This is a genomic window from Carboxylicivirga marina (genome assembly GCF_016612505.1).
Classification (GTDB): domain Bacteria; phylum Bacteroidota; class Bacteroidia; order Bacteroidales; family Marinilabiliaceae; genus Carboxylicivirga; species Carboxylicivirga marina.
Map to the genome: position 1 here is coordinate 24,272 of NZ_JAENRR010000025.1, position 23,198 is coordinate 47,469.

General features: G+C 38.4%; 18 protein-coding genes. 13 read left to right on the forward strand and 5 right to left on the reverse strand.

Annotated elements, in window-relative coordinates:
- Positions 1–3 precede the first annotated feature (3 nt).
- From JIV24_RS11655 to JIV24_RS11665, 3 genes are all read left to right on the forward strand, one after another.
- Positions 4–1,098 (forward strand): histidine kinase, encoded by a 1,095-nt coding sequence (locus JIV24_RS11655; RefSeq protein WP_200465218.1) that lies wholly within the window; start codon positions 4–6, stop codon positions 1,096–1,098.
- Between the two features lie 13 nt (positions 1,099–1,111).
- The gene (locus JIV24_RS11660; protein WP_200465219.1) at positions 1,112–1,891 is read left to right on the forward strand and encodes a LytR/AlgR family response regulator transcription factor; all 780 of its coding nucleotides are present in this window, start codon (positions 1,112–1,114) and stop codon (positions 1,889–1,891) included.
- 222 nt (positions 1,892–2,113) lie between these two features.
- Positions 2,114–3,649 (forward strand): AbgT family transporter, encoded by a 1,536-nt coding sequence (locus JIV24_RS11665; protein ID WP_200465220.1) that lies wholly within the window; start codon positions 2,114–2,116, stop codon positions 3,647–3,649.
- A 291-nt stretch (positions 3,650–3,940) separates the two neighbouring features.
- On the opposite strand, the gene JIV24_RS11670 is transcribed toward JIV24_RS11665, so the two are convergent.
- Together JIV24_RS11670 and JIV24_RS11675 are read right to left on the reverse strand one after the other, a co-directional pair.
- Positions 3,941–4,930, reverse strand: a complete 990-nt coding sequence (locus JIV24_RS11670; RefSeq protein ID WP_200465221.1) for an LPP20 family lipoprotein — start codon at positions 4,928–4,930, stop codon at positions 3,941–3,943.
- Positions 4,931–4,935: 5 nt separating this feature from the next.
- Positions 4,936–6,321 (reverse strand): hypothetical protein, encoded by a 1,386-nt coding sequence (locus JIV24_RS11675; protein ID WP_200465222.1) that lies wholly within the window; start codon positions 6,319–6,321, stop codon positions 4,936–4,938.
- 113 nt (positions 6,322–6,434) lie between these two features.
- Here JIV24_RS11675 and JIV24_RS11680 point away from each other — a divergent pair, with 113 nt between their 5' ends.
- A complete protein-coding gene (locus tag JIV24_RS11680; protein ID WP_200465223.1) occupies positions 6,435–7,112 on the forward strand; it encodes a potassium channel family protein in 678 nt (225 codons plus the stop codon).
- On the opposite strand, the gene JIV24_RS11685 is transcribed toward JIV24_RS11680, so the two are convergent.
- Positions 7,109–8,194, reverse strand: coding sequence for an alanine racemase (locus JIV24_RS11685; protein ID WP_200465224.1), 1,086 nt, complete (start codon positions 8,192–8,194; stop codon positions 7,109–7,111). The genes JIV24_RS11680 and JIV24_RS11685 overlap by 4 nt on opposite strands.
- A gap of 55 nt (positions 8,195–8,249) precedes the next feature.
- Between JIV24_RS11685 and JIV24_RS11690 the strand changes: the two genes are divergently transcribed.
- A complete protein-coding gene (locus JIV24_RS11690) occupies positions 8,250–8,759 on the forward strand; it encodes a GNAT family N-acetyltransferase (protein ID WP_200465225.1) in 510 nt (169 codons plus the stop codon).
- A gap of 49 nt (positions 8,760–8,808) precedes the next feature.
- Here JIV24_RS11690 and JIV24_RS11695 read toward each other — a convergent pair whose 3' ends face one another.
- Both JIV24_RS11695 and JIV24_RS11700 read right to left on the reverse strand, forming a co-directional pair.
- Positions 8,809–10,110, reverse strand: coding sequence for an NCS2 family permease (locus JIV24_RS11695; RefSeq protein ID WP_200465226.1), 1,302 nt, complete (start codon positions 10,108–10,110; stop codon positions 8,809–8,811).
- A 16-nt stretch (positions 10,111–10,126) separates the two neighbouring features.
- Positions 10,127–10,828, reverse strand: coding sequence for a DUF5020 family protein (locus JIV24_RS11700; RefSeq protein ID WP_200465227.1), 702 nt, complete (start codon positions 10,826–10,828; stop codon positions 10,127–10,129).
- Positions 10,829–11,068: 240 nt separating this feature from the next.
- Between JIV24_RS11700 and ileS the strand changes: the two genes are divergently transcribed.
- The 8 genes from ileS to JIV24_RS11740 all read left to right on the forward strand — a co-directional run bounded on the left by ileS (position 11,069) and on the right by JIV24_RS11740 (position 23,196).
- Entirely contained in the window at positions 11,069–14,500 is a 3,432-nt protein-coding gene (ileS, locus tag JIV24_RS11705) for an isoleucine--tRNA ligase (RefSeq protein ID WP_200465228.1), read from the forward strand.
- Between the two features lie 31 nt (positions 14,501–14,531).
- On the forward strand, positions 14,532–14,909 hold the full coding sequence (locus tag JIV24_RS11710) for a TraR/DksA family transcriptional regulator (RefSeq protein WP_200465229.1): 378 nt from the start codon (positions 14,532–14,534) through the stop codon (positions 14,907–14,909).
- Positions 14,910–15,080: 171 nt separating this feature from the next.
- The gene (locus JIV24_RS11715) at positions 15,081–15,683 is read left to right on the forward strand and encodes a lipoprotein signal peptidase (protein WP_200465230.1); all 603 of its coding nucleotides are present in this window, start codon (positions 15,081–15,083) and stop codon (positions 15,681–15,683) included.
- A gap of 265 nt (positions 15,684–15,948) precedes the next feature.
- Positions 15,949–18,363, forward strand: a complete 2,415-nt coding sequence (locus tag JIV24_RS11720; RefSeq protein ID WP_200465231.1) for an SLBB domain-containing protein — start codon at positions 15,949–15,951, stop codon at positions 18,361–18,363.
- 41 nt (positions 18,364–18,404) lie between these two features.
- Complete coding sequence (locus tag JIV24_RS11725) at positions 18,405–19,511, forward strand: Wzz/FepE/Etk N-terminal domain-containing protein (RefSeq protein WP_200465232.1); 1,107 nt, start codon at positions 18,405–18,407, stop codon at positions 19,509–19,511.
- 22 nt (positions 19,512–19,533) lie between these two features.
- Positions 19,534–20,652, forward strand: coding sequence for a non-hydrolyzing UDP-N-acetylglucosamine 2-epimerase (gene wecB / locus JIV24_RS11730; RefSeq protein WP_200465233.1), 1,119 nt, complete (start codon positions 19,534–19,536; stop codon positions 20,650–20,652).
- 12 nt (positions 20,653–20,664) lie between these two features.
- Complete coding sequence (gene wecC / locus JIV24_RS11735) at positions 20,665–21,882, forward strand: UDP-N-acetyl-D-mannosamine dehydrogenase (protein WP_200465234.1); 1,218 nt, start codon at positions 20,665–20,667, stop codon at positions 21,880–21,882.
- Between the two features lie 12 nt (positions 21,883–21,894).
- Entirely contained in the window at positions 21,895–23,196 is a 1,302-nt protein-coding gene (locus JIV24_RS11740) for a flippase (protein ID WP_200465235.1), read from the forward strand.
- Positions 23,197–23,198 lie beyond the last annotated feature (2 nt).

The window sequence follows — 23,198 nt, forward strand, 5'->3', positions numbered from 1 at the left end:
AATATGAAAGCATTCACAACAAGTAAGCAACAAAAGTGGTTAAGGTTTATTCTTCCTTTCCCCATTGGAGCAGTCGGCTATATACTAATATTGTTGGTGTTTGATACCCTCAACCAGTTCAGTGCTAATTTCTTTAGTCAGGAAGTAGTGGTAACTGTCTTTCTGGCCTTTGTATTGCTTGAGAGTTTGCGTGCCGTATTAAATGGTATTGATAAAAGATATCCGCTCATTGAAAAAATGCTGACGACAGAATCGGAAGAGGTGAGCGATAAAGGACCTAATCATTCTCTGAGGATTGTACTTATTCCGTTGCTAAGTTTACTTGTATCCTTTATTGTTACAAGTTTTTTAGTAAGTATCTATTTTCGGTTTGTATTAATTATAAGCGATTTTAATACCGAGCTGATAGTTTTTAATGGCGTTTATGGGGTCGTAGCCATATTGTATGCAATAATTCATGTGAGCACTTCATTCTTAGCCGTTCACAAACAAATCCATTACAAGCAGGAAAAAGATTTGCGAAAGGGCCTGGAAACCGATTTGGAGAAGTTTAAGATGCAGATTAATCCACAGTTGCTTTATGATGGTCTTGAGAATCTGATATCCATTGTGCATGCGCAACCTCGATTAGCCGAGCAGTTTATTAATCACCTCTCACGAATTTATCGTTATAACCTTGATAACCGACATGTTGAGTTGGTCGATTTGAAGCAGGAGTTGGCGCTGAGTTCATCTCTGCTCCATGTGTTAAATGTTAAGTATAAAAATGCCATCTGCTTAAAGTCAGACTTACCCGATGAATGGTTAAGCAGACAAATAATACCTTGCACCATATCTGCTTTAATTCAGGAGCTGGTTGAGCGCTCTATTGTGAATGATTTTCAGCCAATTAATATAATGCTTGAAATAAAAGAAGCAGAGTTAATGTTTGTTTGCAAGCATAATCCAAAAATTGGTTTAAATGGTAATAGCGAATGGAATCTTAATTTTATAAACAGAGCCTATTCGTTCTTTAGTGAAAATAAACAGCTCGTAATCACCCATCATAATCAACAATTACACATCAATATTCCTTTATTTGAAATAGAGGAAGAATAATAATTTAAACCGCATGAGAGTATTAATTATTGAAGACGAAAAGCCAGCTGTTGAGAATCTGAAACACCTCTTAACGCGCTACGATAGCAGCATTGAAGTGGTTGGTGAGTTGGATTCCATTGCAGCCAGTGTCGATTGGCTATCAAATCCACTTAACTCCGTTGATTTAGTGTTTATGGATATCCACTTATCTGACGGCTTAAGCTTTGAGATATTTAATAAAACACAATTAAACCTTCCGGTAATCTTTACTACAGCCTATAATGAATATGCTATTCAGGCCTTTAAGGTGAATAGTATTGACTACTTATTAAAGCCGCTTGATTATGATGATTTGTTTCGTGCTATGGAAAAGCTGGAAAGCTTGCGTGAAAATTTATCGTCGGCCAGTCAACGAATTAAACTGGAGGAATTAAACGAAGCGCTATTGCACTACCGAAAAACATATAAAGAACGTTTTATGGTGAAGCTGGGCGAGCGTATTAAATCAGTGACTTCCGATAAAATTGTACTTTTTTATGCCGAAGGACGTAATGCGTTCATTTTAACTGCAAAAGGTAATCGATACATCATTGACTATAAACTTGAAGAGTTGGAGGAGATGTTAAATCCATCCACTTTTTATCGCATTAGTCGCTCTTTTATTGTTAATATCAATCATATTCAGGATGTGTTGGTGCACTCCAATAGTCGCTTAAAAATTCAATTTGAGCAAGCGTTTGATCGCGAAGTGGTTGTGAGCCGCGAAAAAGTAACACATTTCAAAAGTTGGTTTAGCGGGGCAGGAATTTAGGTCAACAGTTTTATCAGAGCGTTAAGTTTATCGTGTTTACTCTAGCATTATCATCATTAGTACCTGCTTAATTGGAGCTTCTGAGTTTCCCGTAAGCTAAAAGCTATTGTTGATGTCAGGTATAGTCTATGTTGTAAAACACTTATATCCTGTCCTATTTATTCGAGCCCACTCTTCTTTTTTTATATTTTTGGCATCTCCTAATAGTAAAACTTTCACTGTATGAGTACTGCTGTAAAAAAGAAAAAATCATTTGTTGATATATTCCTGAATGGGGTTGAACGTGTTGGTAATGTACTGCCACACCCGGCTTTGTTATTTGGTATTTTTGCTGTTATTGTTCTGCTTTTTTCAGGTTTATTTGCCTGGATTGGTTCAACAGCAACACATCCAACCACAGGCGAAACCATTGAGGTAATTAATCTTTTATCTGTCGAGGGCCTAAATCAGATTCTTACCGGTATGGTAAAGAATTTCACCAATTTTGCTCCCATGGGCATTGTTGTGGTGGCCATGTTGGGTATTGGTCTGGCCGAGAAGTCTGATTTAATTGGTGCGCTCATACGTAAATTGGTTTTAGCAGCTCCTAAAGGCTTACTCACCTTTGTAATCATTCTGGCAGGTGTCATTTCTAATGTTGCTTCAAGTGTTGGATATGTTTTATTAGTACCATTGGGCGGTGTCATCTTTCTGGTGGCAAAGCGTCATCCAATTGTAGGAATGGCTGCGGCTTTTGCCGGTGTTTCCGGGGGGTTCAGTGCCAATCTGATTATTGGAACCATCGACCCGTTATTAGCCGGATTAACCGAAGAAGCTGCACATATTGTAGATAAAAGCTACACCGTTAACCCGGTAAGTAACTATTATTTTATGGTAGTGTCTACTTTTATGGTGGCCCTCGTGGGTACCTGGGTAACCGAGAAAATTATAGCACCGCGCTTTGGTGAGTATAAAGGAGAAGTATCTGAAGAAGAAACACGATTGGACGAATTATCCCATACCGAGAAGAAAGGCTTACGTTGGGTTGGCATTGTTTCTATGGTGTTTTTATCCATCATGGCCTGGGGCCTAATACCTGCTGATGGTTTTTTACGTGGAGCTGATGGTCAATTGCTAACTTCGCCGCTATTAAAAGGAGTTGTAGCAGTACTGTTCCTTTGGGCCGGAACATGCGGCATTGTGTATGGAAAGATAACCGGTACTTTTAAAACCGACAAAGATATAATGGGCGCTATGGGGGAGGCCGCTAAATCATTGGGACCTTATCTGGTGCTGGTGTTTTTCGCGGCTCAGTTTGTTGCTTATTTTAACTGGAGTAACCTGGGCTTAGTCATGGCCGTAAATGGTGCAAATGCCATTAATGAATTGAACCTTTCTGTGATTCCATTGATGTTAATGTTTGCCTTATTCTGTGGTTTAATCAATCTGGTGATGGGAAGTGCTTCGGCCAAATGGGCCCTGCTGGCACCTATTTTTGTACCCATGTTTATGATGCTTGGTTATTCGCCTGAATTAACGCAGGTTGTTTATCGAATAGGCGATAGTGCTACCAATATTATTTCGCCGATGATGAGCTTCTTTGCACTTATCATCGTGTATTTCCAGAAGTATGATGAGAAAGCGGGAATTGGTACCATTGTATCCACCATGTTGCCTTATTCAATGGTGTTTTTGGTATCATGGATGATTCTATTGGCTATTTGGCTGCTAACAGGTTTGCCACTTGGTCCAACTGGAGGCTTGCATTACAGTATGTAAATAAGCTAATGACCTGAGTTTTTAAATTCAAATCGAACTCAACTTAGGATAGAAAATAAAGCGGGAATTATCCATGTGATGATTCCTGCTTTTTTTGTGCAGTTTTATTAGATGAAATGCATCTATTCAAAAGGAGAGGTGGTTTTTGACAGGTTGATAATATTTACAACAAAACTCCAATAAATATGACAGGCGTTTGGAAACTAATTGTTTACATGCGCCTGTCATGATTAATCTTTTCCTACTGAAATTATGTTTGACCAGCTTAAAAACGAGAAAGGCCTCTTTAGCCTAACCTTGCTTTATCGTTAAGATTGTATTAGCTGGCTCTTGTTTCTCTATTAATTGGCGAACAATAAGGTTTTTGGTGATTTGGCGGCCTAATGCTTTTAAATCAACTGAAACGTTTAGTGTTTCCTCAGGCTTGCTGCTCATTGAAAATTCCGGACTTTGTACCTTTCCATTGCTATTGCTTTTGAATTTGTCTGATACTAAAAAACCGCCGCTATAATTAAATCTTACCGGTATCATTTTTGCCGGATGCTTGTAACAATAAACAGAAACAATGGCACTCGACTCAGCAAGTTTCTCTTGAGCTGTCGCCGTTAATGTGCTAGTATTATATTCCAACTGTAATTCACTAATCAAATCGTTCAGAGCATCTTTGTTGACTTCAAATAGATCAATGGTGCCATTCTCAGTTTCAATAGATGTTTGCTCGTTTAAATACCCGCTAATGGCATCAATAGCTGCAGCATACTGCTCCAGTGCCAGAATGAAATCATAATTATTGCGAGCTTCTTGTGCTTGTTTGTATTTAAGTAATGATAACTGTAAGGCTTCTTGTTTGCGCTTAGCTTTAAGGGCATAAAACTCACTTTTCGATAATCGATAATAGGCGTAGTAATAACTCTGATCTTCCCATTTATCAACAAACTCATAACCCTCTAAAAACTCATTGGAAGTAGCCTTTACACGACTCTGGATATATTCATAAACGCCTTTGTTATCTTCCATGCGATAAAGGCTTTGCTCGCTTTTGATTTTGGTGCTTATTTGTTTCGACAGGTCAGCCAGCGCTTTTTCTTTGCCTTTGTCTTCGTAATAAATAACTCCACCAACTTTAGGCGTGATGCCAATTCCATAAAAGTAAATTGACGAAACAGGTCGATCTTTTAACCAGGCTGGTTTTGAAAGTTCCAGTAATTCAGCTTCCTTCTTTTTCGAAGAGCAGGCAAAAAGCACTAATGTTGCCAGGCATATAATTGTTAGAGCCTTCATTGGGTTTAGTTTTCAGGTTTGTATTCGGTCACGTTTTTAGCAACGTGCTGTGCGCATTCTTTTAATAGATTATTTTCAAGGCTTGAAAGTGATTGTATCTCTTTATCATTCTTGAATAAAGCATGTAATTGTTTGCTTGAAGCTTCTGTATCGTACACCTGATCTTCAGATGACTCCTTATCGATGTATTTCCAGGTGCCGGCAATCAATTGTTTGTAGCTGCCGTCAAAGGTGGCATAGTGTATTTTATCTTTTTTGCTGCCCTGAAAATTATCGGTAAAAGCCAGTTCATCTTTATCAATACGATCTAAACCATAGCTTAAAGCTATTTCAATACTGTTTTCTTGTTCGTATTCATAATAGCGCACTTTGGTGTATTTTACCTTTTGCTCTTTAAGTTTTGTTTCTGGGTTAGTAACTTCTATGGTTTGTTTGATGTAGCCTTTTTTCTCCTTTTTATAAATCTGACCTTGTTTTCTGGTGTATTTATCAATGCGAGCTGTAAAAATGGTTTTCGCTTCAAAATATGGGCCTTCTTGCTTGGCAATCTTTATCGCAGCGCTTAAATCTTTAGTCTTTGACCAGTTGGGGATGGAAGTTATTGCTTCGTCACTAATGAGTTGATAAAAAGGTGATTTGATTTGAGATAACTCATTCACAACCCGATCCTTCATTACTGAAGTGTAGTTGCGATAGTTACGGTACTTGTAGGTAAAAGGCAGAATGGCAATGGTAACCTTGGCTTCATCCAGACATTGTGATTGTAATTCGATGCTCTCTTTGTAGCCTTTGGTGGCTGTGTTAATCACATTGAAATCGTTGTAAGCACTTCTGAAAGATTCGGTTTGCATCAATCGGTTACCATGGCGATACACAGGTTCGTACCTGGCAGTAAGCCATTGTGTTTGTACATCTTTAAAGTTCTTATCGATGCTGATGATTTCATTGAATTGGGCTTCTGCACTGGGAAATTCCTCTAATGTGAGTGCTTTCATACCTTGCTGGTAAAGGATGTCAAGATATTTATCCTTTACCTCCAGATAGTATTCCTTTTGCTCTTCTGACAAGATGAGTTTTACACCAAGGACAGATAGTTGATTGTAATAACTCTCGGCTTCTCTGTATGCGTACACGGCATCTTTGGCCGTACCATTATTATATTGCTTCTGAAAAGCATCTACTTTATCTTCCAGTACTAATTGTCCGGTACGTTGAAGACCCAGCTTGGCATCAATGTTATTTTTGTTGGCTTTCAGTGATTTGTAATAAAGCGCAGCGGCATCAGCGTATAAACCGGCATTATCGAACTTTTGTGCTTTATTATAGTTGCGTTTACTGGCACATGCAGATAGTAAAAACAGGCCAATAAGTATTGGTAAAAATCGTTTCATATAATGATTTGAGTTATTCAATTTTGAGCTATTGAACGTGAAGAAACAAAAAGAGTTCCGATTTATAAGAGATTAATTTAGATTTGTAATACAAACCGTCAATACAGATAATTATGGGACTCGTCAAGCATATGGACATTAAGCAGAATTTCAAACAGTTAATGAGTAATTGGGGCTTGTTAATCATTTTGTGCTTCACCATATTTGCATTACCCATTCTGACCACGTTTATTAAATTTCGATTATTTGAAATCTTCATCACATTAATCGTTGTTGTTTCATCGTATGCCACTAGTGAAGATGGTAAGCCCAAAGTGATGTTGCAAGTACTGGTGGCTATTGTTGCCATATGGATGACTGATATTGCTAACTTGCAATTGATACATTATCTGTCATCTTTGTGGTTAGTGGTGTTTTTTTTGTTGCGGGTATTTCGTTTTATAGGAAAGGTGGCGCGCAAAGAGGATATTAACTCATTGGTTATTATCGAGGCAATAAATGGATATCTTCTTATTGGTGTCGGTTTTGGAGTATTGGTCAGTATGATTTCTCGTGAGCTTCCCGGTGCTTTTAATTTTGCTGTCGATAATTCTATCAGTCATGTGTATGACTCGTTTTACTATACTTTCGTTTCGATGACCACATTGGGTTATGGCGATTTGTTGCCGGTTACTCCCGTGGCTAAATCACTGGCTTTATTAATAACGCTTTGCGGACAGTTTTACCTGGTTATTATCATGGCATTTCTGATTGGGCGTCTTTTATCCAGACCTGATAATGGTGATGCTTAAAGCATACTGATTCGTTTGCCTTCTGTCGTTAAGTATTCGCCCATTAAGTTAGATGTTAGGCACGAGTGAACAGGCAGTATCGCGAGCATATCACCAATGTTAATTTGTTCGAACTGGTCAGTCGGTACTTTAATAATGCCGTGTTCCTGCGATAACTTAGCGATGTGTCCGATTTTGTGATTAGTATCCCAGTTTAAGCCGTCGAGTTTAATGACCGTACCAAATTGCGGCTTTCCATTAATAGATATCTGGTCCTTTGAAAAGTGCACGGCACCACCATGAATGATGATTTCCAGTCGTTCTGCATGTTTAGCTACTACCGGGCAAGCCATAGCAACAGCAATGTCATTTAGATGACACGAACCCAGGTGTGCTTGCATATTATCATAAAAGGCAAAATTGCCCGGGCGTATTTCATCGAAGCCTTCAAAATTATCGAATTGTGAGCACGATGGCGTGTCGCCATATGATAGTTGAATCAAAGGGAAGTCATTGGCCATAAAGGTTTTTAATGCCAATAGTTGTTGTCGGGATGATTCCATTATTTGGCCAACTTCATCATTGCTAATAGTGTTGTAAGTATGGCCTGCATGGCATAAGAAGCCAATGAATATAAGGTTTTTGCAAGTTTTTAATTTGCTTAGAAGCATTTGCATGGTCTCATAATTTTCCGCATTTACACCTGTTCGCCCGTAGCCGGTATCTGTTTTGATGTAGATCCCCACCGGGTTGCTAAGTTGCTTTTCCAGTGCTTGTATTGTTTCTATCGATTCAACAACAATATTGAGATTGATTCTTCCTGCCAGCTTATTAATAGTTGACCACTCTAGTATGTTAGCAGGAAAGGCAATCGTAATATCTGTCCATCCATTGTTAGCAAAATAAACAGCCATTTTAACTGAAGAAACCGTGATGCATTCTACTTCATAGTCTCTGAACCACGAACCAACTTCGGCCGATTGGTGTGTTTTAAAATGTGGTCGGAATAATACATTGGCATTTTTAGCTTTTGTGGCCATGCGCTCAATGTTGGCCAGGCATTTGGCTTTATCGAGAAGTAATGTTGGTTGTGTCAGCATCATCAATTGGTTTGTTACAAATATAGCTATTGATTAATTATTGATATATTTTTAGAGCATGAAGAATATTGGATTGTTAAAGAAGATGACCAGTCAGGCGCTTTATTATTACTATAAATTATCAGGTATAGCCAATAAAAAAGTAATGGTAAAATCAGTGAAGAGTGAAGTGTCATTTAATCATATTAGCCTGCCACAGCGTGAGTTTTCAGCATTGAGTAAAAGCGGTAAAGTGATGGCATCGGGCAAAGTGATGCTGGGCCGGTTTCAGGAATATAAATATCATTACTGCATATTAAATGGAACAATTGTATTGCCTTTGTATCGACGTAGGAAACTGGCCTCAAAACTCGTGAAGGCACGCATTCTGTTTTGCAGGAAAGAAGGTTTTGAAGTGTTAATTGTGGCAGTTGAAGCAAGTAACACTCCTTCGTTAAAAATGCTAAGTGCTTGTGGTTTTACATTTCCGGATAAGGAGCAATGGACGCCCTGGATGTATAAAGAGGCTCAGCTCTATAAGGAACAAGACATATTAATAGGACAAATTATTTTGCGCGATGTAAAATAAAAAGAGGCCAATCTTCCGAAAGGCCTCTTGAAATATAGAAAGTGATATTCTACATAAATACAAACTTCAGTGCAAATAAGACTGCCAATACATAAGCAATGATTGATATGTCTTTGTGTTTGCCCGAAAGTAATTTTAAAACCACATACGATAAAATACCAAATACGATACCTTCTGCAATTGAGAACGTTAATGGCATCATAATTAATGTGAAGAAAGCAGGGATAGATTCAGTGAAATCTTCTAAATCAAGATTCTGAATCGGCGTCATCATCATAACACCTACCAATACAAGGGCAGGAGCTGTTGCTGCTGCAGGTATCATTAAGAATAATGGTGATAAGAATAATGCTAAGATAAATAATCCGGCAGTTGTTAATGCAGTCAGACCTGTACGTCCACCTTCGGCAACACCAGCTGCTGATTCAACATAGGTTGTAACGGTTGAAGTTCCTAAGGCAGCACCTACAGTTGTACCAATCGAGTCAGCCATAAGCGCCTGCTTTACGTTTGGAATACGACCATCTTTGCCAATCATCTTCGCTTTAGTTGATACGCCGATAAGTGTTCCTACTGTATCAAACATATCCACAAATAAGAATGTGAATAATACAGTAATCATTGTAAAGATACCCTCTGCAGAATTTACCCAGCTCCAGTCAAATTTCCATGCAATTGAAGAAATTGAAGGAACAGAGAAATCAAAATGAGGTAATTGTGTTACACCTAATGGTAATCCAACAATGGTAGTTAATACCATACCTATTAATAATGCACCTTTAACTTTTAAGGCTAAAAGAACACCTGTAATCATGATGCCTCCTAGTGCTAAAAGAACGCCAGCCGATTTCATATCACCTAAATGAACGAAAGTAGCATCGTTGGCTACGATAATACCGGCGTTTTTCATACCAATAAAGGCAATAAATAAACCGATACCAACTGAGATGGCATTCTTGATGCTCGAAGGAATAGCATTGATAATTAACTCACGGATATTAAAGGCCGTCATTAGAATAAATAAGATACCTTCAAGGAATACAGCTGTTAGAGCAAATTGCCACGACATGCCCATTCCAATACACACACCAAATGCGAAGAAAGCATTTAATCCCATTCCTGGCGCTAATGCAAATGGTAGTTTAGCCCAAAGAGCCATTACCAATGTACCAATAGCGGCCGAAATAGCTGTAGCTGTAAAAAGTGCACCCTTATCCATGCCTGTAGCCGAAAGAATATCCGGGTTAACAGCCAGGATGTAAGCCATTGTCATAAACGTGGTAATACCAGCGATTACTTCCGTTTTAACAGTGGTTTTATTTTCTGATAATTTGAAGAATTTTTCTAACATAATAGTCTTGGATTAATTAGAATGTCCATTTAGCAGCTAAGGTTGGGTTAACCTGAAAGCCATCTTCAACAAAGTTGTTACTCATTTCAATTTCGCCACCAAATGAGAAGTTAGAGTTGAAGTTGTACCACAACTGAGGTTCAGTTAGGAATCTGTATTTCTTATCACCAAAGAAAGTGTCTTCTCTCCAGAAATCTGCAAAACCAAGACAAGAAAGTTTACCTTCCATAAATTGTAAGGCCCAAACAGCAGTTAATTGAAAGCCAACAAGATTTTCCTGAGAGAAATCGTCATTGATTGTGCCATCTTTAATGTGCTTTAAGTTGGCTTGCAGCGTAAGGATTTTAGAAAAATCAGCAGTATTGAAAGTATACTGTCCACCAACTAACCATGCATTGTTGATAGGGCCAAACCAGGCACCACCACTGTTGAACTCCACGCGTGGTTCAAACTTTTGAGTTTCTTTCCACTTAAAGCTTCTTGCAATTTCCATGTATCCTAAAGAAATACCGTTCTCTGTACCACGATTATCTTCGTTACTATAGTCGAAATCAACAAAGAAGAAAGTACTACCATATTTGTCTGGCTTAAACATTTCTAATGTGGTGGTAATCATTTTACGTTCTTTACCTAAATCGTAATGAACTTGTAGGTTTTGAGCTTTTGCAACGGTCCCAAATGCCATAGCGGCAATCAATGAAAATAGAATTCTTTTCATAAGTGATGTGTAATTAATAGTTTGTACAATGTTATTGATGGCGCAAAAGTAACTATTTTATCAAAGTAAATGAAGATTGATTTCCGTAATTGTTTAATGAAATGCTTATTTATAGTGATTAAAAGAAAGTAGGCAGAATTGTTTTGTAGAAGTGTTTAAGTGTTTAGAATCATTTGTTTTTCACTACACAACATCTATATTTGTAGACTTTTTAAAATTAAGGGTAAAAATATAGAATTAATGAGCGCAAAATTTCCGGAATATAAAGGTTTGAACTTGTCGCAGGTTAACAAAGATGTGTTAAATACCTGGGAAGAAAACGGAGCATTTGAGAAGAGTATCACTACGAGAGAGGGTAAACCAACGTTTGTGTTCTACGAAGGACCACCATCGGCTAATGGTATACCTGGGATTCACCACGTGATGGCGCGTACCATTAAAGATATTTTTTGCCGTTTTAAAACGCAGCAGGGTTTTCATGTTAAGCGCAAAGCTGGTTGGGATACCCACGGATTGCCAGTTGAGCTGGGCGTTGAGAAGGCCCTTGGAATAACCAAAGAAGACATTGGTAAAAGCATTACCGTAGAGGAATACAATGAAGCATGTCGTAAGGATGTGATGAAATACACCGATTTATGGGAAGATCTAACCCATAAAATGGGGTATTGGGTTGATATGGATGATCCATATGTAACCTACGACAACAGATATATGGAAACGCTGTGGTGGTTATTGAAGGAGTTGTATAAGAAGGATATGCTTTACAAGGGCTATACTATTCAGCCATACTCTCCGGCTGCCGGAACAGGTTTAAGTACACATGAATTAAATCAGCCGGGTTGTTATCGCGATGTGAAAGATACTACCTGTACTGCTCAATTTAAAATTGTTAAAAATGAAGCTTCGGAAAAGTTATTTGATAACGATGAAGAACTAAGCTTCTTAGCCTGGACGACCACTCCATGGACACTGCCGTCAAATACAGCTCTGGCTGTCGGTCCAAAGATTGAATACCTTAAAGTAAAGTCATTTAATCCATATACCGGAGTACCTGTTTCTGTCATTGTTGCCAAGTCTTTGGTCAATAACTATTTCAACCCAAAGAATGCCGATCTGGATTTTGATGCGTATCAGGCAGGCGATAAAAAAATACCTTTTAAAGTAGTTGCTGAATACAAAGGGACAGATTTGGAAGGTGTTCGTTATGAGCAATTAATGCCATGGGTTAAGCCCGATGGAGATGCTTTCCGGGTGATATTAGGTGATTACGTCACAACTGAAGATGGTACAGGTATTGTGCACATTGCACCTACTTTTGGTGCCGACGATGATCGGGTGGCTAAGGTAGCAGGTATAGCACCGCTTATTTTAGTTGATAAAGAAGGTAAGCGTCAGCCAATGGTTGATAAAACCGGTAAGTTCTTCAAAATTGAGGATTTAGACGACGATTTTGTTGCAAATTTTGTTAACAAAGAAACCTATGGCGAGTATGCAGGTCGTTTTGTAAAAAATGCTTACGATACTTCTTTAGCAGATGATGCACCTACACTCGATGTGGATTTGGCAGTCATGCTCAAGAAGGAGAATAAAGCATTTAAAGTTGAGAAACATGTTCACAACTATCCGCATTGCTGGCGTACGGATAAGCCAATCTTATACTATCCATTAGATAGTTGGTTTATTAAAACGACCGCGGTGCGCGATCGCATGATAGAGCTAAATAAGACCATTAATTGGAAGCCGAGCTCAACCGGAACGGGACGTTTTGGAAAATGGTTAGAGAATTTGGTAGATTGGAACCTGAGTCGTTCGCGCTATTGGGGAACGCCGCTTCCAATTTGGAAAACTGAAGATGGAACGGAAGAAAAATGCATTGGCTCTGTAGAGGAGTTGATGGACGAAATTAATAAAGCTGTTGAGGCTGGAGTAATGGACAAGAATCCATTCGAAGGTTTTCAGGTTGGCGATAACTCAAAAGAGAATTACGATAAAATTGATTTACACCGTCATCATGTCGACGGAATTGTATTGGTGTCAGAAAGTGGGCAACCAATGCAGCGCGAATCGGATTTGATTGACGTGTGGTTCGATTCAGGAGCTATGCCTTATGCTCAAATGCATTATCCATTTGAAAATAAAGAAGGTTTCGACCAGGTATATCCGGCCGATTTTATTGCCGAAGGTGTTGATCAAACGCGTGGTTGGTTCTTTACATTACATGCTATTGCCACCATGTTATTTGATACTGTTGCCTTTAAGAATATTATTTCTAACGGTTTGGTCTTAGATAAAAAAGGTAATAAGATGTCGAAGCGCCTGGGCAATGGTGTTGATCCATTTGAGGTGATTGAAAAATATGGTTCTGATCCATTGCGTTGGTATATGATTACGAATGCACAACCATGGGATAACCTGAAGTTTGATGTTGCCGGGGTTGATGAAGTGAAGCGTAAGTTTTTTGGCACCTTATATAATACCTATTCCTTCTTTGCTTTATATGCCAATGTAGATGGTTTTAATGGTAAAGAGGCAATTGTGCCAGTTGAGAAGCGACCTGAAATTGACCGTTGGGTAATGTCATTGTTGAATTCATTAGTGAAGGAAGTGACTGAAGCTTATGAGGCCTACGAACCAACGCGTGCAGGACGAGCTATTCAGGAATTTGTGATGGAGAACCTGAGTAATTGGTATGTGCGTTTGAATCGCAAGCGTTTTTGGGGTGGTGAAATGAATGAAGATAAGTTAGCGGCATACCAAACACTATATGCATGTTTGGAGAAGGTGGCTTTATTGTCAGCTCCTATTGCACCATTCTTTACCGATCAGCTATTTGCCGATTTGAATAAGATGTCAGGTAACTATTCTGATGTGTCAGTTCACCTGGCCGAGTTCCCGTCGTTTGATGAGAAGATGATTGATAAGGATTTGGAAGAGCGTATGGAATATGCTCAGTCCATCTCATCCATGGTGCTTAGTTTGCGTCGCAAGGTAAACTTAAAAGTGCGTCAGCCATTGAATAAGATTATGATTCCAATTTTGGATGAAGCTTTTGAGCATCAGTTGGAAGCTATTAAAGATTTAGTGCTGACTGAGGTGAATGTGAAAGGGATGGAATACCTGAAAGAAGATGCAGGGGTATTGGTGAAGAAGATAAAGCCAAATTTCAAAACCCTTGGTCCTAAGCATGGTAAGAATATGAAAGCAATTTCGGGGGCAATAAATGCCATGGGTCAGGAAGAAATTGCTATCTTCGAAAAAGAAGAACAATATAAATTGGATGTCAACGGGCAATCCATCGTTCTTACTTTAGAAGATGTTGAAATTATGTCAGAAGATATTCCGGGTTGGTTGGTTGCCAATGAAGGTAAGATAACCGTAGCCTTGGATATTAATGTGACCGATAAATTGAGAGAAGAGGGTATTGCCCGTGAGTTTGTTAATCGCATCCAAAACCTACGAAAAGATTCTGGATTCGATGTAACCGATAAGATTCGTTTACAGATACAGAAACACGATGCAATCAATACTGCAGTTGAGAAGCACGCCGATTACATCGGGGCACAAACACTGGCTGTTGAAGTTAAATTAGTAGAACAATGCAATAATGATGGTGTAACAACCGTTGAGATTGATGATGAAATAACCACAAGTATGTCTGTAGAAAAGGCATAAGTGGACTGTTTGATAACTAAAATTAGTCATTATGGCTGAAAAAACCCGTTACTCAGATGAAGAGCTTCAGGAATTCAAAGAGATTATCCTGAAGAAACTCAATAAGGCCAAGAAAGATTACGAATTGCTTAGAAATACCATCACTCACCAGGATGGTAATGATACGCAGGATACCTCACCAACATTTAAAGTGTTGGAAGAAGGGGCAGCTGTGTTGTCAAAAGAAGAGGCTGGTAAATTAGCCCAGCGTCAGCAAAAGTTCATTCAGCATCTTTCGGCAGCTTTGGTGCGCATCGAAAACAAAACCTATGGTGTTTGTCGCGTAAGCGGAAAATTAATTCCGAAAGAACGTTTACAAGCGGTTCCTCATGCTACATTGAGTGTTGAGGCAAAGCAAGGGCAAAAATAGACTGTTTTCGAGCCTGAAATTATTAAAGAACAAAAAAAAACAGTGGCCAATGGAGAGCTTATATCCATTGGTCATTTGTGCGTTTAATCGGATAACACTATTTAATGTTTATTTCGAAACTTGTAGCTGCTTAATACGTAGGTACAATCACAATTATATAACACCGCAACTATGTCTGTACTAAAAAAGTCATTTCTTATCATATTCTTAATCCTGCTGGTTGATCAGGTAAGTAAGTTCTACATTAAAACACACATGATGTTAGGCGACGAGATACCGGTTCTCGGCGATTGGTTTATCATTCATTTTGTTGAAAACAATGGTATGGCCTTTGGCATGCAGTTGGCTGGTAAATTTGGAAAGGCGTTTTTAAGCATCTTTCGTATTGTGGCAGTTATTGGAATTGGTTGGTACATGGTTAACCTAAGCAGGAAAGGTGCGCCCAATGGATTGATTTATTGTGTGGGACTGGTTTTGGCTGGTGCACTCGGCAATATCATCGATAGTGCTTTTTATGGTGTGATTTTCGATCATAGCTATGGACAGATTGCCAGCTTTATACCCGAGGCCGGTGGCTACTCTTCGTTTCTGCATGGCAAAGTGGTGGATATGTTGTATTTTCCTCTGATAGAAGGTCGCTACCCTGAGTGGTTTCCCTATGTAGGTGGTAATCCTTTTATCTTTTTTCGCCCCGTATTTAATATCGCCGATTCATCAATTACCATTGGTATATTTATAATATTATTCTTTCAAAAGCGTTTTTTCAAAGAGTAGTTGATTGAGTATCATCATTGATGATTTATCTCAGATATTATTATGTTGAAAAACCATTGTATTGATTAGCGTATTATGGGTATTTATCCATAACTTCGCGCCGTCTTTTTTATCACTGAAAGACGTTTTTTGCAGGCTGTTTGTTATCAGCTAATTAAGCTTTCTGCTACTGGTGAATCTTAGGATTTGGTGGGAGTGAGGAAGCGATAGCGTATTTAAAATTAACCTTTGAGCTCTAAGAGTTCAATAATTTGAGGATAAACGAATGAACTTACGTTGTTTTATTTTTTCTTTATTGATAATATTGAGTGCTTCGAGTATTCAGGCACAAAGCATTGATCCCAATTCAGTTGATGTCAGATCGATGAATGTGGATGATATGACAGATGCACAGGTGATTCGAATGATTCAGGAAATGAAAAAACGAGGCTTGTCTGAACAGCAGGTCATTGCATTGGCTCAGGCACGAGGCATGAGTCAGGATCAAATTGCCAAGCTGCGTCAACGTATCAATGAAGTGAAGTTAACAGGCGGAACGGGAGCCGGAAGTGTCGGAGCGTCAGGTATGACCAGTGATTCTGGTATGACCGAGTCCATTAAAAAGCCGGTTGATTCGGCTGTTGCTGACCAACGTATTTTTGGATTCTCCTTCTTTAACAACGAAAATCTCACTTTTGAACCCAATATAAACTTGCCGGTTCCTCCATCTTATGTGCTTGGCCCAGGTGATGAAATATTAATTGATGTATGGGGCGTCTCACAACAAAACTACAATTTACCAATTGATAAAAATGGTTCTATTAATATTCCAAATGTTGGTCCCGTTCAGCTTGGCGGTTTAACGCAAGAGGCAGCCCAAAAACGCATTTTTAGCAAGTTAACATCTATTTATAGCGATTTAAAATCATCGAATCCACGTACTTTCGCCAGTATCAATGTTGGTACGGTGAAGTCCATAAAAGTGAATGTCATCGGCGAAGTGTTCCTGCCCGGAACCTATACATTGCCCGGAACTGCAACGGCTTTTAACGCTTTATACCTTTCTGGGGGTCCTAACAAGGACGGTTCGTTTCGTAATATTCAGGTGATTCGCAATGGTGAATTGCTGGCCACATTAGATGTGTATGAGTTTTTAATTCGGGGTAAAAGTGATATCAACGTGCCCTTGAGTGATGGCGATGTAATATTGGTACCAACCTATGAGAAACGCGTAAAAGTAGGTGGAGAATTTAAACGCAATGGCATTTTCGAAGCCAAAGGCGAGGAAAAGATAAGCGATTTGGTAGAGTATGCTGGTGGATTTACCGAGGATGCCTATACGTATCGTGTGGAGCTATATCGTACTACCTCACGTCATCGGGCATTTAAAGATGTACTGGCCGATAATTATGAAAAGATTGTTATACAAAGTGGCGACAGTGTGTTTGCCGGTTCTGTATTGGAACGTTATGAAAACAAGGTAAGCATTGAAGGCGCTGTTTATCGACCAGGAAATTATGAGTTAAGCGAAGGCTTGACATTAAAACAATTGATTGATAATGCAGATGGCGTGCGTGAAGATGTATTCCTAAATAGAGGTTTGGTCACACGTTTAATGGATGATTTGACACTGCAGAATATCACCTTCAATGTCGGAGAAGTGCTTCGTGGCGAAACGGATATAGAATTGCAGCGGGAAGATATGGTGACCATTTCTTCTATTGATGATTTGCGAGAAATTAGAACCGTTGAAATTTTCGGTGAAGTACAATATCCTGGTGAGTTTGACTACAATGAAGACATGACTTTATCTGATTTAGTATTTAAGTCAGGTGGCTTTAAAGAATCAGCTTCTGAAGCCTTTATAGAAATTTCTCGTCGTTTGTCATATGATGAAGCACATAAGGCGGGTGATAAAATTGCGCATGTCTACCAGTTTACCATATCGCGCGAGTTGAAAATGAATGGTGAGGATGCTAAGTTTATTTTGAGTCCATATGATCAGGTGTTTGTTCGACAGTCGCCGGGTTACGAAAGAAAATCGGTGGTGAATGTCAAGGGTGAAGTGAATTATGCCGGGCAATTCAGTTTGACATCTAAGAAGGAGCGTGTTTCAACCATTATAATGCGTGCAGGAGGACTATCTCCTAATGCTTATTCAAAGGGTGCCATGCTAACGCGTAAAGTGGAAGTTTCCCAAAAGGTGAAGCGCCTTCGTGAACAATTAGCTGCATCTGATACCTCATTGGTATTTGATGATTTAGGCTTCGAGGTGGTGAGTATCGATCTTGAAAAAATATTAAATAACCCTGGTGCAAAGGATGATATATTCCTTCAAAATGGTGATGAACTGGTGATACCTCGTGAATTACAAACGGTTAAGATCAGTGGAGGGGTACTAAATCCATTATCAGCTTCATACATAGAAGGTAAAGGGATGAAGCATTACATTCGTTCTGGTGGTGGGTTTGATTTACGCGCTAAAAAAGGAAAAGCATACGTGATTTATCCCAATGGAGCAGCTGCTTCTACGAAGAGCTTTCTGTTCTTTCGAAACTACCCGAAGGTCATGCCAGGTTCTGAAATTGTGGTGCCACAAAAGCCAGATAGAGATCCTATACCAGCAACGGCCTGGATTGCTATGGCCAGTGCTTTGGCGTCTCTATCGTTGACAATTGTAACGATTGCTGATAGAATGTAATTCGTCTTTAATCTTATGTCTTTAATCTTGAATCTAATTAAATGACCCAAAATAACGAACGAAAAGAATTGCAAATAATCAAAGGCGATGAAATCGATCTCATCGCTCTTGTTAAAACCATTTGGAATGGCCGTAAAACCATTTACTACTCGGTTGGCCTAGCTGTTTTTATTGGATTGGTTATTACTTTTACCAGCCCGGTAAAATACCAGGCCTACTGTACTTTGATTCCATCAAAAGAAAAAAAAGGGGGAATGGGAAATTTGGGCGCTTTAGCTGGCATAGCAGGTATTAACTTAGGTGCTATGATGGGGCAATCATCAGGTATCCCTACTGTAATCTATCCGCAGGTAGTAAATTCCTACTCCTTTAAAAAAGAAATGGTGCATCAGAAGTTTCATTTCGCAGAATATACGGAGCCAATTTCCTTGTATGAATATGCATTAGCAGATACCGTTGAGTCGTTTGGTAGTAAAGTAATCAAATACACCATTCGCTTGCCATGGACCATAAAAAATGCTTTGTCTGCTTCAGAAATTGAAGAGAAGGAGCTTCCTGACTATGGTGTGCTTAATTTGAGTGAAGAAGAATTAAGAGCAATGGCTGCTGTTGAAGAGGTAATTAAAATCGAGGTAGACAATAAAACAGGCCTAATTTCAGTTTCTGCGGAAGTGGTTGAACCAGTTTTAGTAGCTCAATTGGTTCATAAAGCTGTGGAGCTGCTTCAAAATTATGTAATACGATATAAGACAAAGCAAGCTCGTGAACATTTAGAGTTTATACAAGACCAGTATAATAAAAAGAAGGATGCATACGAACAGGCTCAAAGAGCATTGTATGAATACAAGGACCAACACCGTAACATGGTATCAGAACGAGTGAACCTGGAGTTTCAACGTTTAAGTGATGAATACGAAATGTCTTCGACCGTGTTTAAAGGTTTGGCTCAACAGTTAGAGCAGGCCAAGATTGCCGTGAATGAACAAACACCTGCTTTTACCATTTTAGAACCAGCTAAGGTGCCCATTGAAAAGAGTGCGCCAAAGAAAAAGATAATTTTGGTTGTGAGTGTGTTTTTAGGTGGATTTGTTGGGCTCGGATTGATTTTTGGCCGATTAGTTTGGGATAACTTGAAACGAAGTTTCTAAGCAAAATGACTCAGGTAAATATATGAAAAAAGTACTTATTGTATTCGGAACAAGACCGGAAGCGATCAAGATGGCGCCGGTTGTAAAAGAATTCAAGAAAAAATGTAAAGAATTTGAAACAAAAGTTTGTGTAACCGCACAACATCGGGAGATGCTGGATCAGGTATTAAGTTTCTTTGATATTAAACCTGATTATGACTTGGACCTAATGAAACCAAACCAGAATCTATACTCTTTAACTGGGGATATCATTAATGGAATGAAACCAGTTTTGGATGAGTTTAATCCTGACGTGGTTTTGGTTCATGGTGATACGACTACTTCGAGTGCTGCAGCATTAGCAGCATTTTATAGTGGTGCGAAGGTCGGACATGTTGAAGCAGGTCTCAGAACCTATAATAAACTGGCACCCTTTCCCGAGGAGTTAAACCGACAGTTGACCGGGCGTATCGCTGACTATCATTTTGCACCTACAACAAAATCACAGAATAATCTATTGTCAGAAAATACTGATGCTAACTCAATTGTAGTAACTGGTAATACAGTAATTGATGCACTTTTTGAGAGTGTTGAAATTGTAAATAAAGTTGAAGGTAATGAGGATATTGATAAACTAAAACAATTAATTAATCCTGATAAGAAGTTAGTTGTTGTTACTGGTCATCGAAGAGAGAATCATGGACAGGGCTTTCTAAATATATGTGATGCTTTAAATAAGCTTGCTCAGCGAGACGACGTACAGGTTATTTATCCGGTTCATTTAAATCCTAACGTACAAAAGCCCGTCTACTCAATTTTAGGTGATAATGCCAATATTCATTTGATTGCTCCACTGCCTTATGAGGCTTTTATTTGGTTGATGGATAAAGCCTACTTGATTGTAACTGATAGTGGTGGTGTACAAGAAGAAGCGCCTAGTCTTGGAAAACCGGTATTGGTTATGCGTGATACGACAGAGCGTCCTGAAGCTGTTGAAGCTGGAACCGTAATACTAGTAGGTACTGATAAAAACAAAATCGTTAATGAGGCGACTGATTTGATTGTGAATGAGGAAAGGTATTGTCAAATGAGCGAATTGCACAATCCTTATGGAGATGGGAAAGCTTCTCAACGAATTGTTGAATTTTTAATGAATAATTAATATCTCATAACGATGACTAAAAATATAACAGTAACAACGGTTGGGCTTGGCTATATTGGTTTGCCTACAAGTGCCTTAGTGGCATCAAATGGGATCAGAGTAAATGGTATGGATGTTAATCCCAAAGTGGTAGAGACGATCAATCAGGGCAAAATTCATATTGTTGAGCCTGAATTAGAAAGCTATGTCTCTAAAGCTGTACAAGAAGGTTATTTAAAAGCATCTATAGATGTCAAGGCTGCAGATGTATACCTTATTGTCGTTCCAACACCTTTTAAAGGGAATCATGAGCCTGATATATCTTTTGTGGAAGCGGCTACTAAAAATGTTATTCCGCTATTGAAGGAAGGTGATTTATATATCATTGAATCAACTTCACCAGTAGGGACTACAGAGAAGATGGAACAGCTGATATACCTAGAACGTCCAGAGTTAAAGGGTAAAATATCATTGGCATATTGCCCGGAAAGAGTTCTGCCAGGTAACGTGATGTATGAACTGGTTGAGAATGATCGTGTAATCGGTGGTGTTGATGACACTTCAACTCAAAAGGCCATCGATTTTTACACTTTGTTTGTTAAGGGGCAATTGCACCCTACCAATGCTCGTACAGCCGAGATGTGTAAATTGACGGAAAATGCGAGTCGCGATTCTCAAATAGCTTTTGCAAATGAATTGTCTTTAATCTGTGATAAAGCGGATATTAATGTCTGGGAATTAATAGAGTTGGCTAATAAGCATCCACGTGTTAATATCTTGCAACCAGGTTGTGGTGTTGGCGGGCATTGTATTGCAGTTGATCCATATTTTATTGTGTCCGATTATCCTCGTGAAGCACAAATGATTGGTAAGGCACGTGAAACAAATAATTACAAGTCCTTTTGGGTAGCAGAGAAAATTCAAACGGCTAAATTAGAGTTCGAGTTAAAGCAGGGGCGTAAACCGTCTGTAGCCGTTATGGGTTTGGCTTTTAAGCCAAATATTGATGATTTACGTGAATCACCAGCTAAATACATTGCACAAAAGGTGCTGCAAAGTGCAAATAATGAGGAAATATTTTTCGTTGAACCGAATATTGAAGAGCATCAAGTATTTAAATTAACTAATTACAAAGAAGCAGTCGATAAAGCTGATATAATTGCTTTTTTAGTTGCACATAATGAGTTTATCGGGTTAAAATTACAAGAAGAAAAGGTGGTTTTAGATTTCTGTGGAGTGTTATATTCGTAACAAGTATTAAAAATGCTAAACAATTTTAGAAGTATTGCAAAATCTAAAGGATTTGCAAAATACTTTAACAATACCTCATGGCTATTTGTAGAAAAAATTCTACGAATGAGTATTGGCCTTATAGTTGGGGTCTGGGTTGCTAGGTATTTGGGACCAGAAGAGTATGGGATACTTAGTTACTCACAAAGCTTCGTGAGCATATATGCTGCAATAGCAACATTAGGTTTGGATAGTATAGTTGTAAGGGAACTTGTTAGAGATGATAGTAAGAGAGATATACTTATTGGAACTGCTTTTCGTCTTAGACTAATTGGAGCAATGAGTGTGTTAGTTTTAATAATTACATCTATTTTAATAATATCTAATGATAACGATATAAATTTATTGGTTTTTACAATAGCATGTGCAAGTATTTTTCAAAGCTTCAATGTTATTGATTTTTATTTTCGTTCTAAAGTACTAAGCAAATTTGTTGTATATGCCAACATAATATCCCTTTTACTATCTTCTCTTGTGAAAGTAGCTCTTATTCTTAATGAAGCACCACTCATTACATTTGGTATTGCGATATTATTTGATAGTATAATACTAGCATTGGGATATATTTATTTTTATTGGAAACACAAGTTATTAATTCGAGAATGGAAGTATGATAATTTACTTGCAAAAAAAATGTTAAAGGATTCTGCACCTTTGATAATTGCTGGTGTGATGAATTCAATATACATGAAAATTGATCAGGTCATGTTGAAAGAAATGGTTGGAGCAAGTAAAGTTGGGTATTACTCAGTGGCAGTGAAATTTAGTGAAATATGGTTTAGCGTTGGGGTTATAATTTGCAACTCTCTATTCCCTGCAATTATTAATGCGAAAAATGAATCGGAAAAATTATATTATCAGAGATTGCAAAACTTGTTTTCATTTTTGGTTATTATATCTTATTTAGCCGGGATAAGTATCTTTTTCATCTCAGATTGGTTAATACTCAACCTTTATGGAGAGGAATATATTTTAGCTTCAGCAGTTCTTTCAATACATTTCTTTTCAGGAGTATTTGTTTTTCTAGGAGTTGGTAGTGGTCGATGGCTAATAAATGAGAATAGAACAATGATTAATTTATATAGAAATATTTTAGCTGTAGTAGTAAATGTGCTGCTTAATATCTTGCTTATTAAAAATTACGGTATTATTGGTGCGGCTATTGCAAGTTTAACTGCTTATGCATGTGCCTTTTATTTTTATGATTTCTTTTTTAAAGAAACTAAAAGAATGGCTATTATGAAATCGAAAGCCTTAATGTTACTTAAATGGTGAAA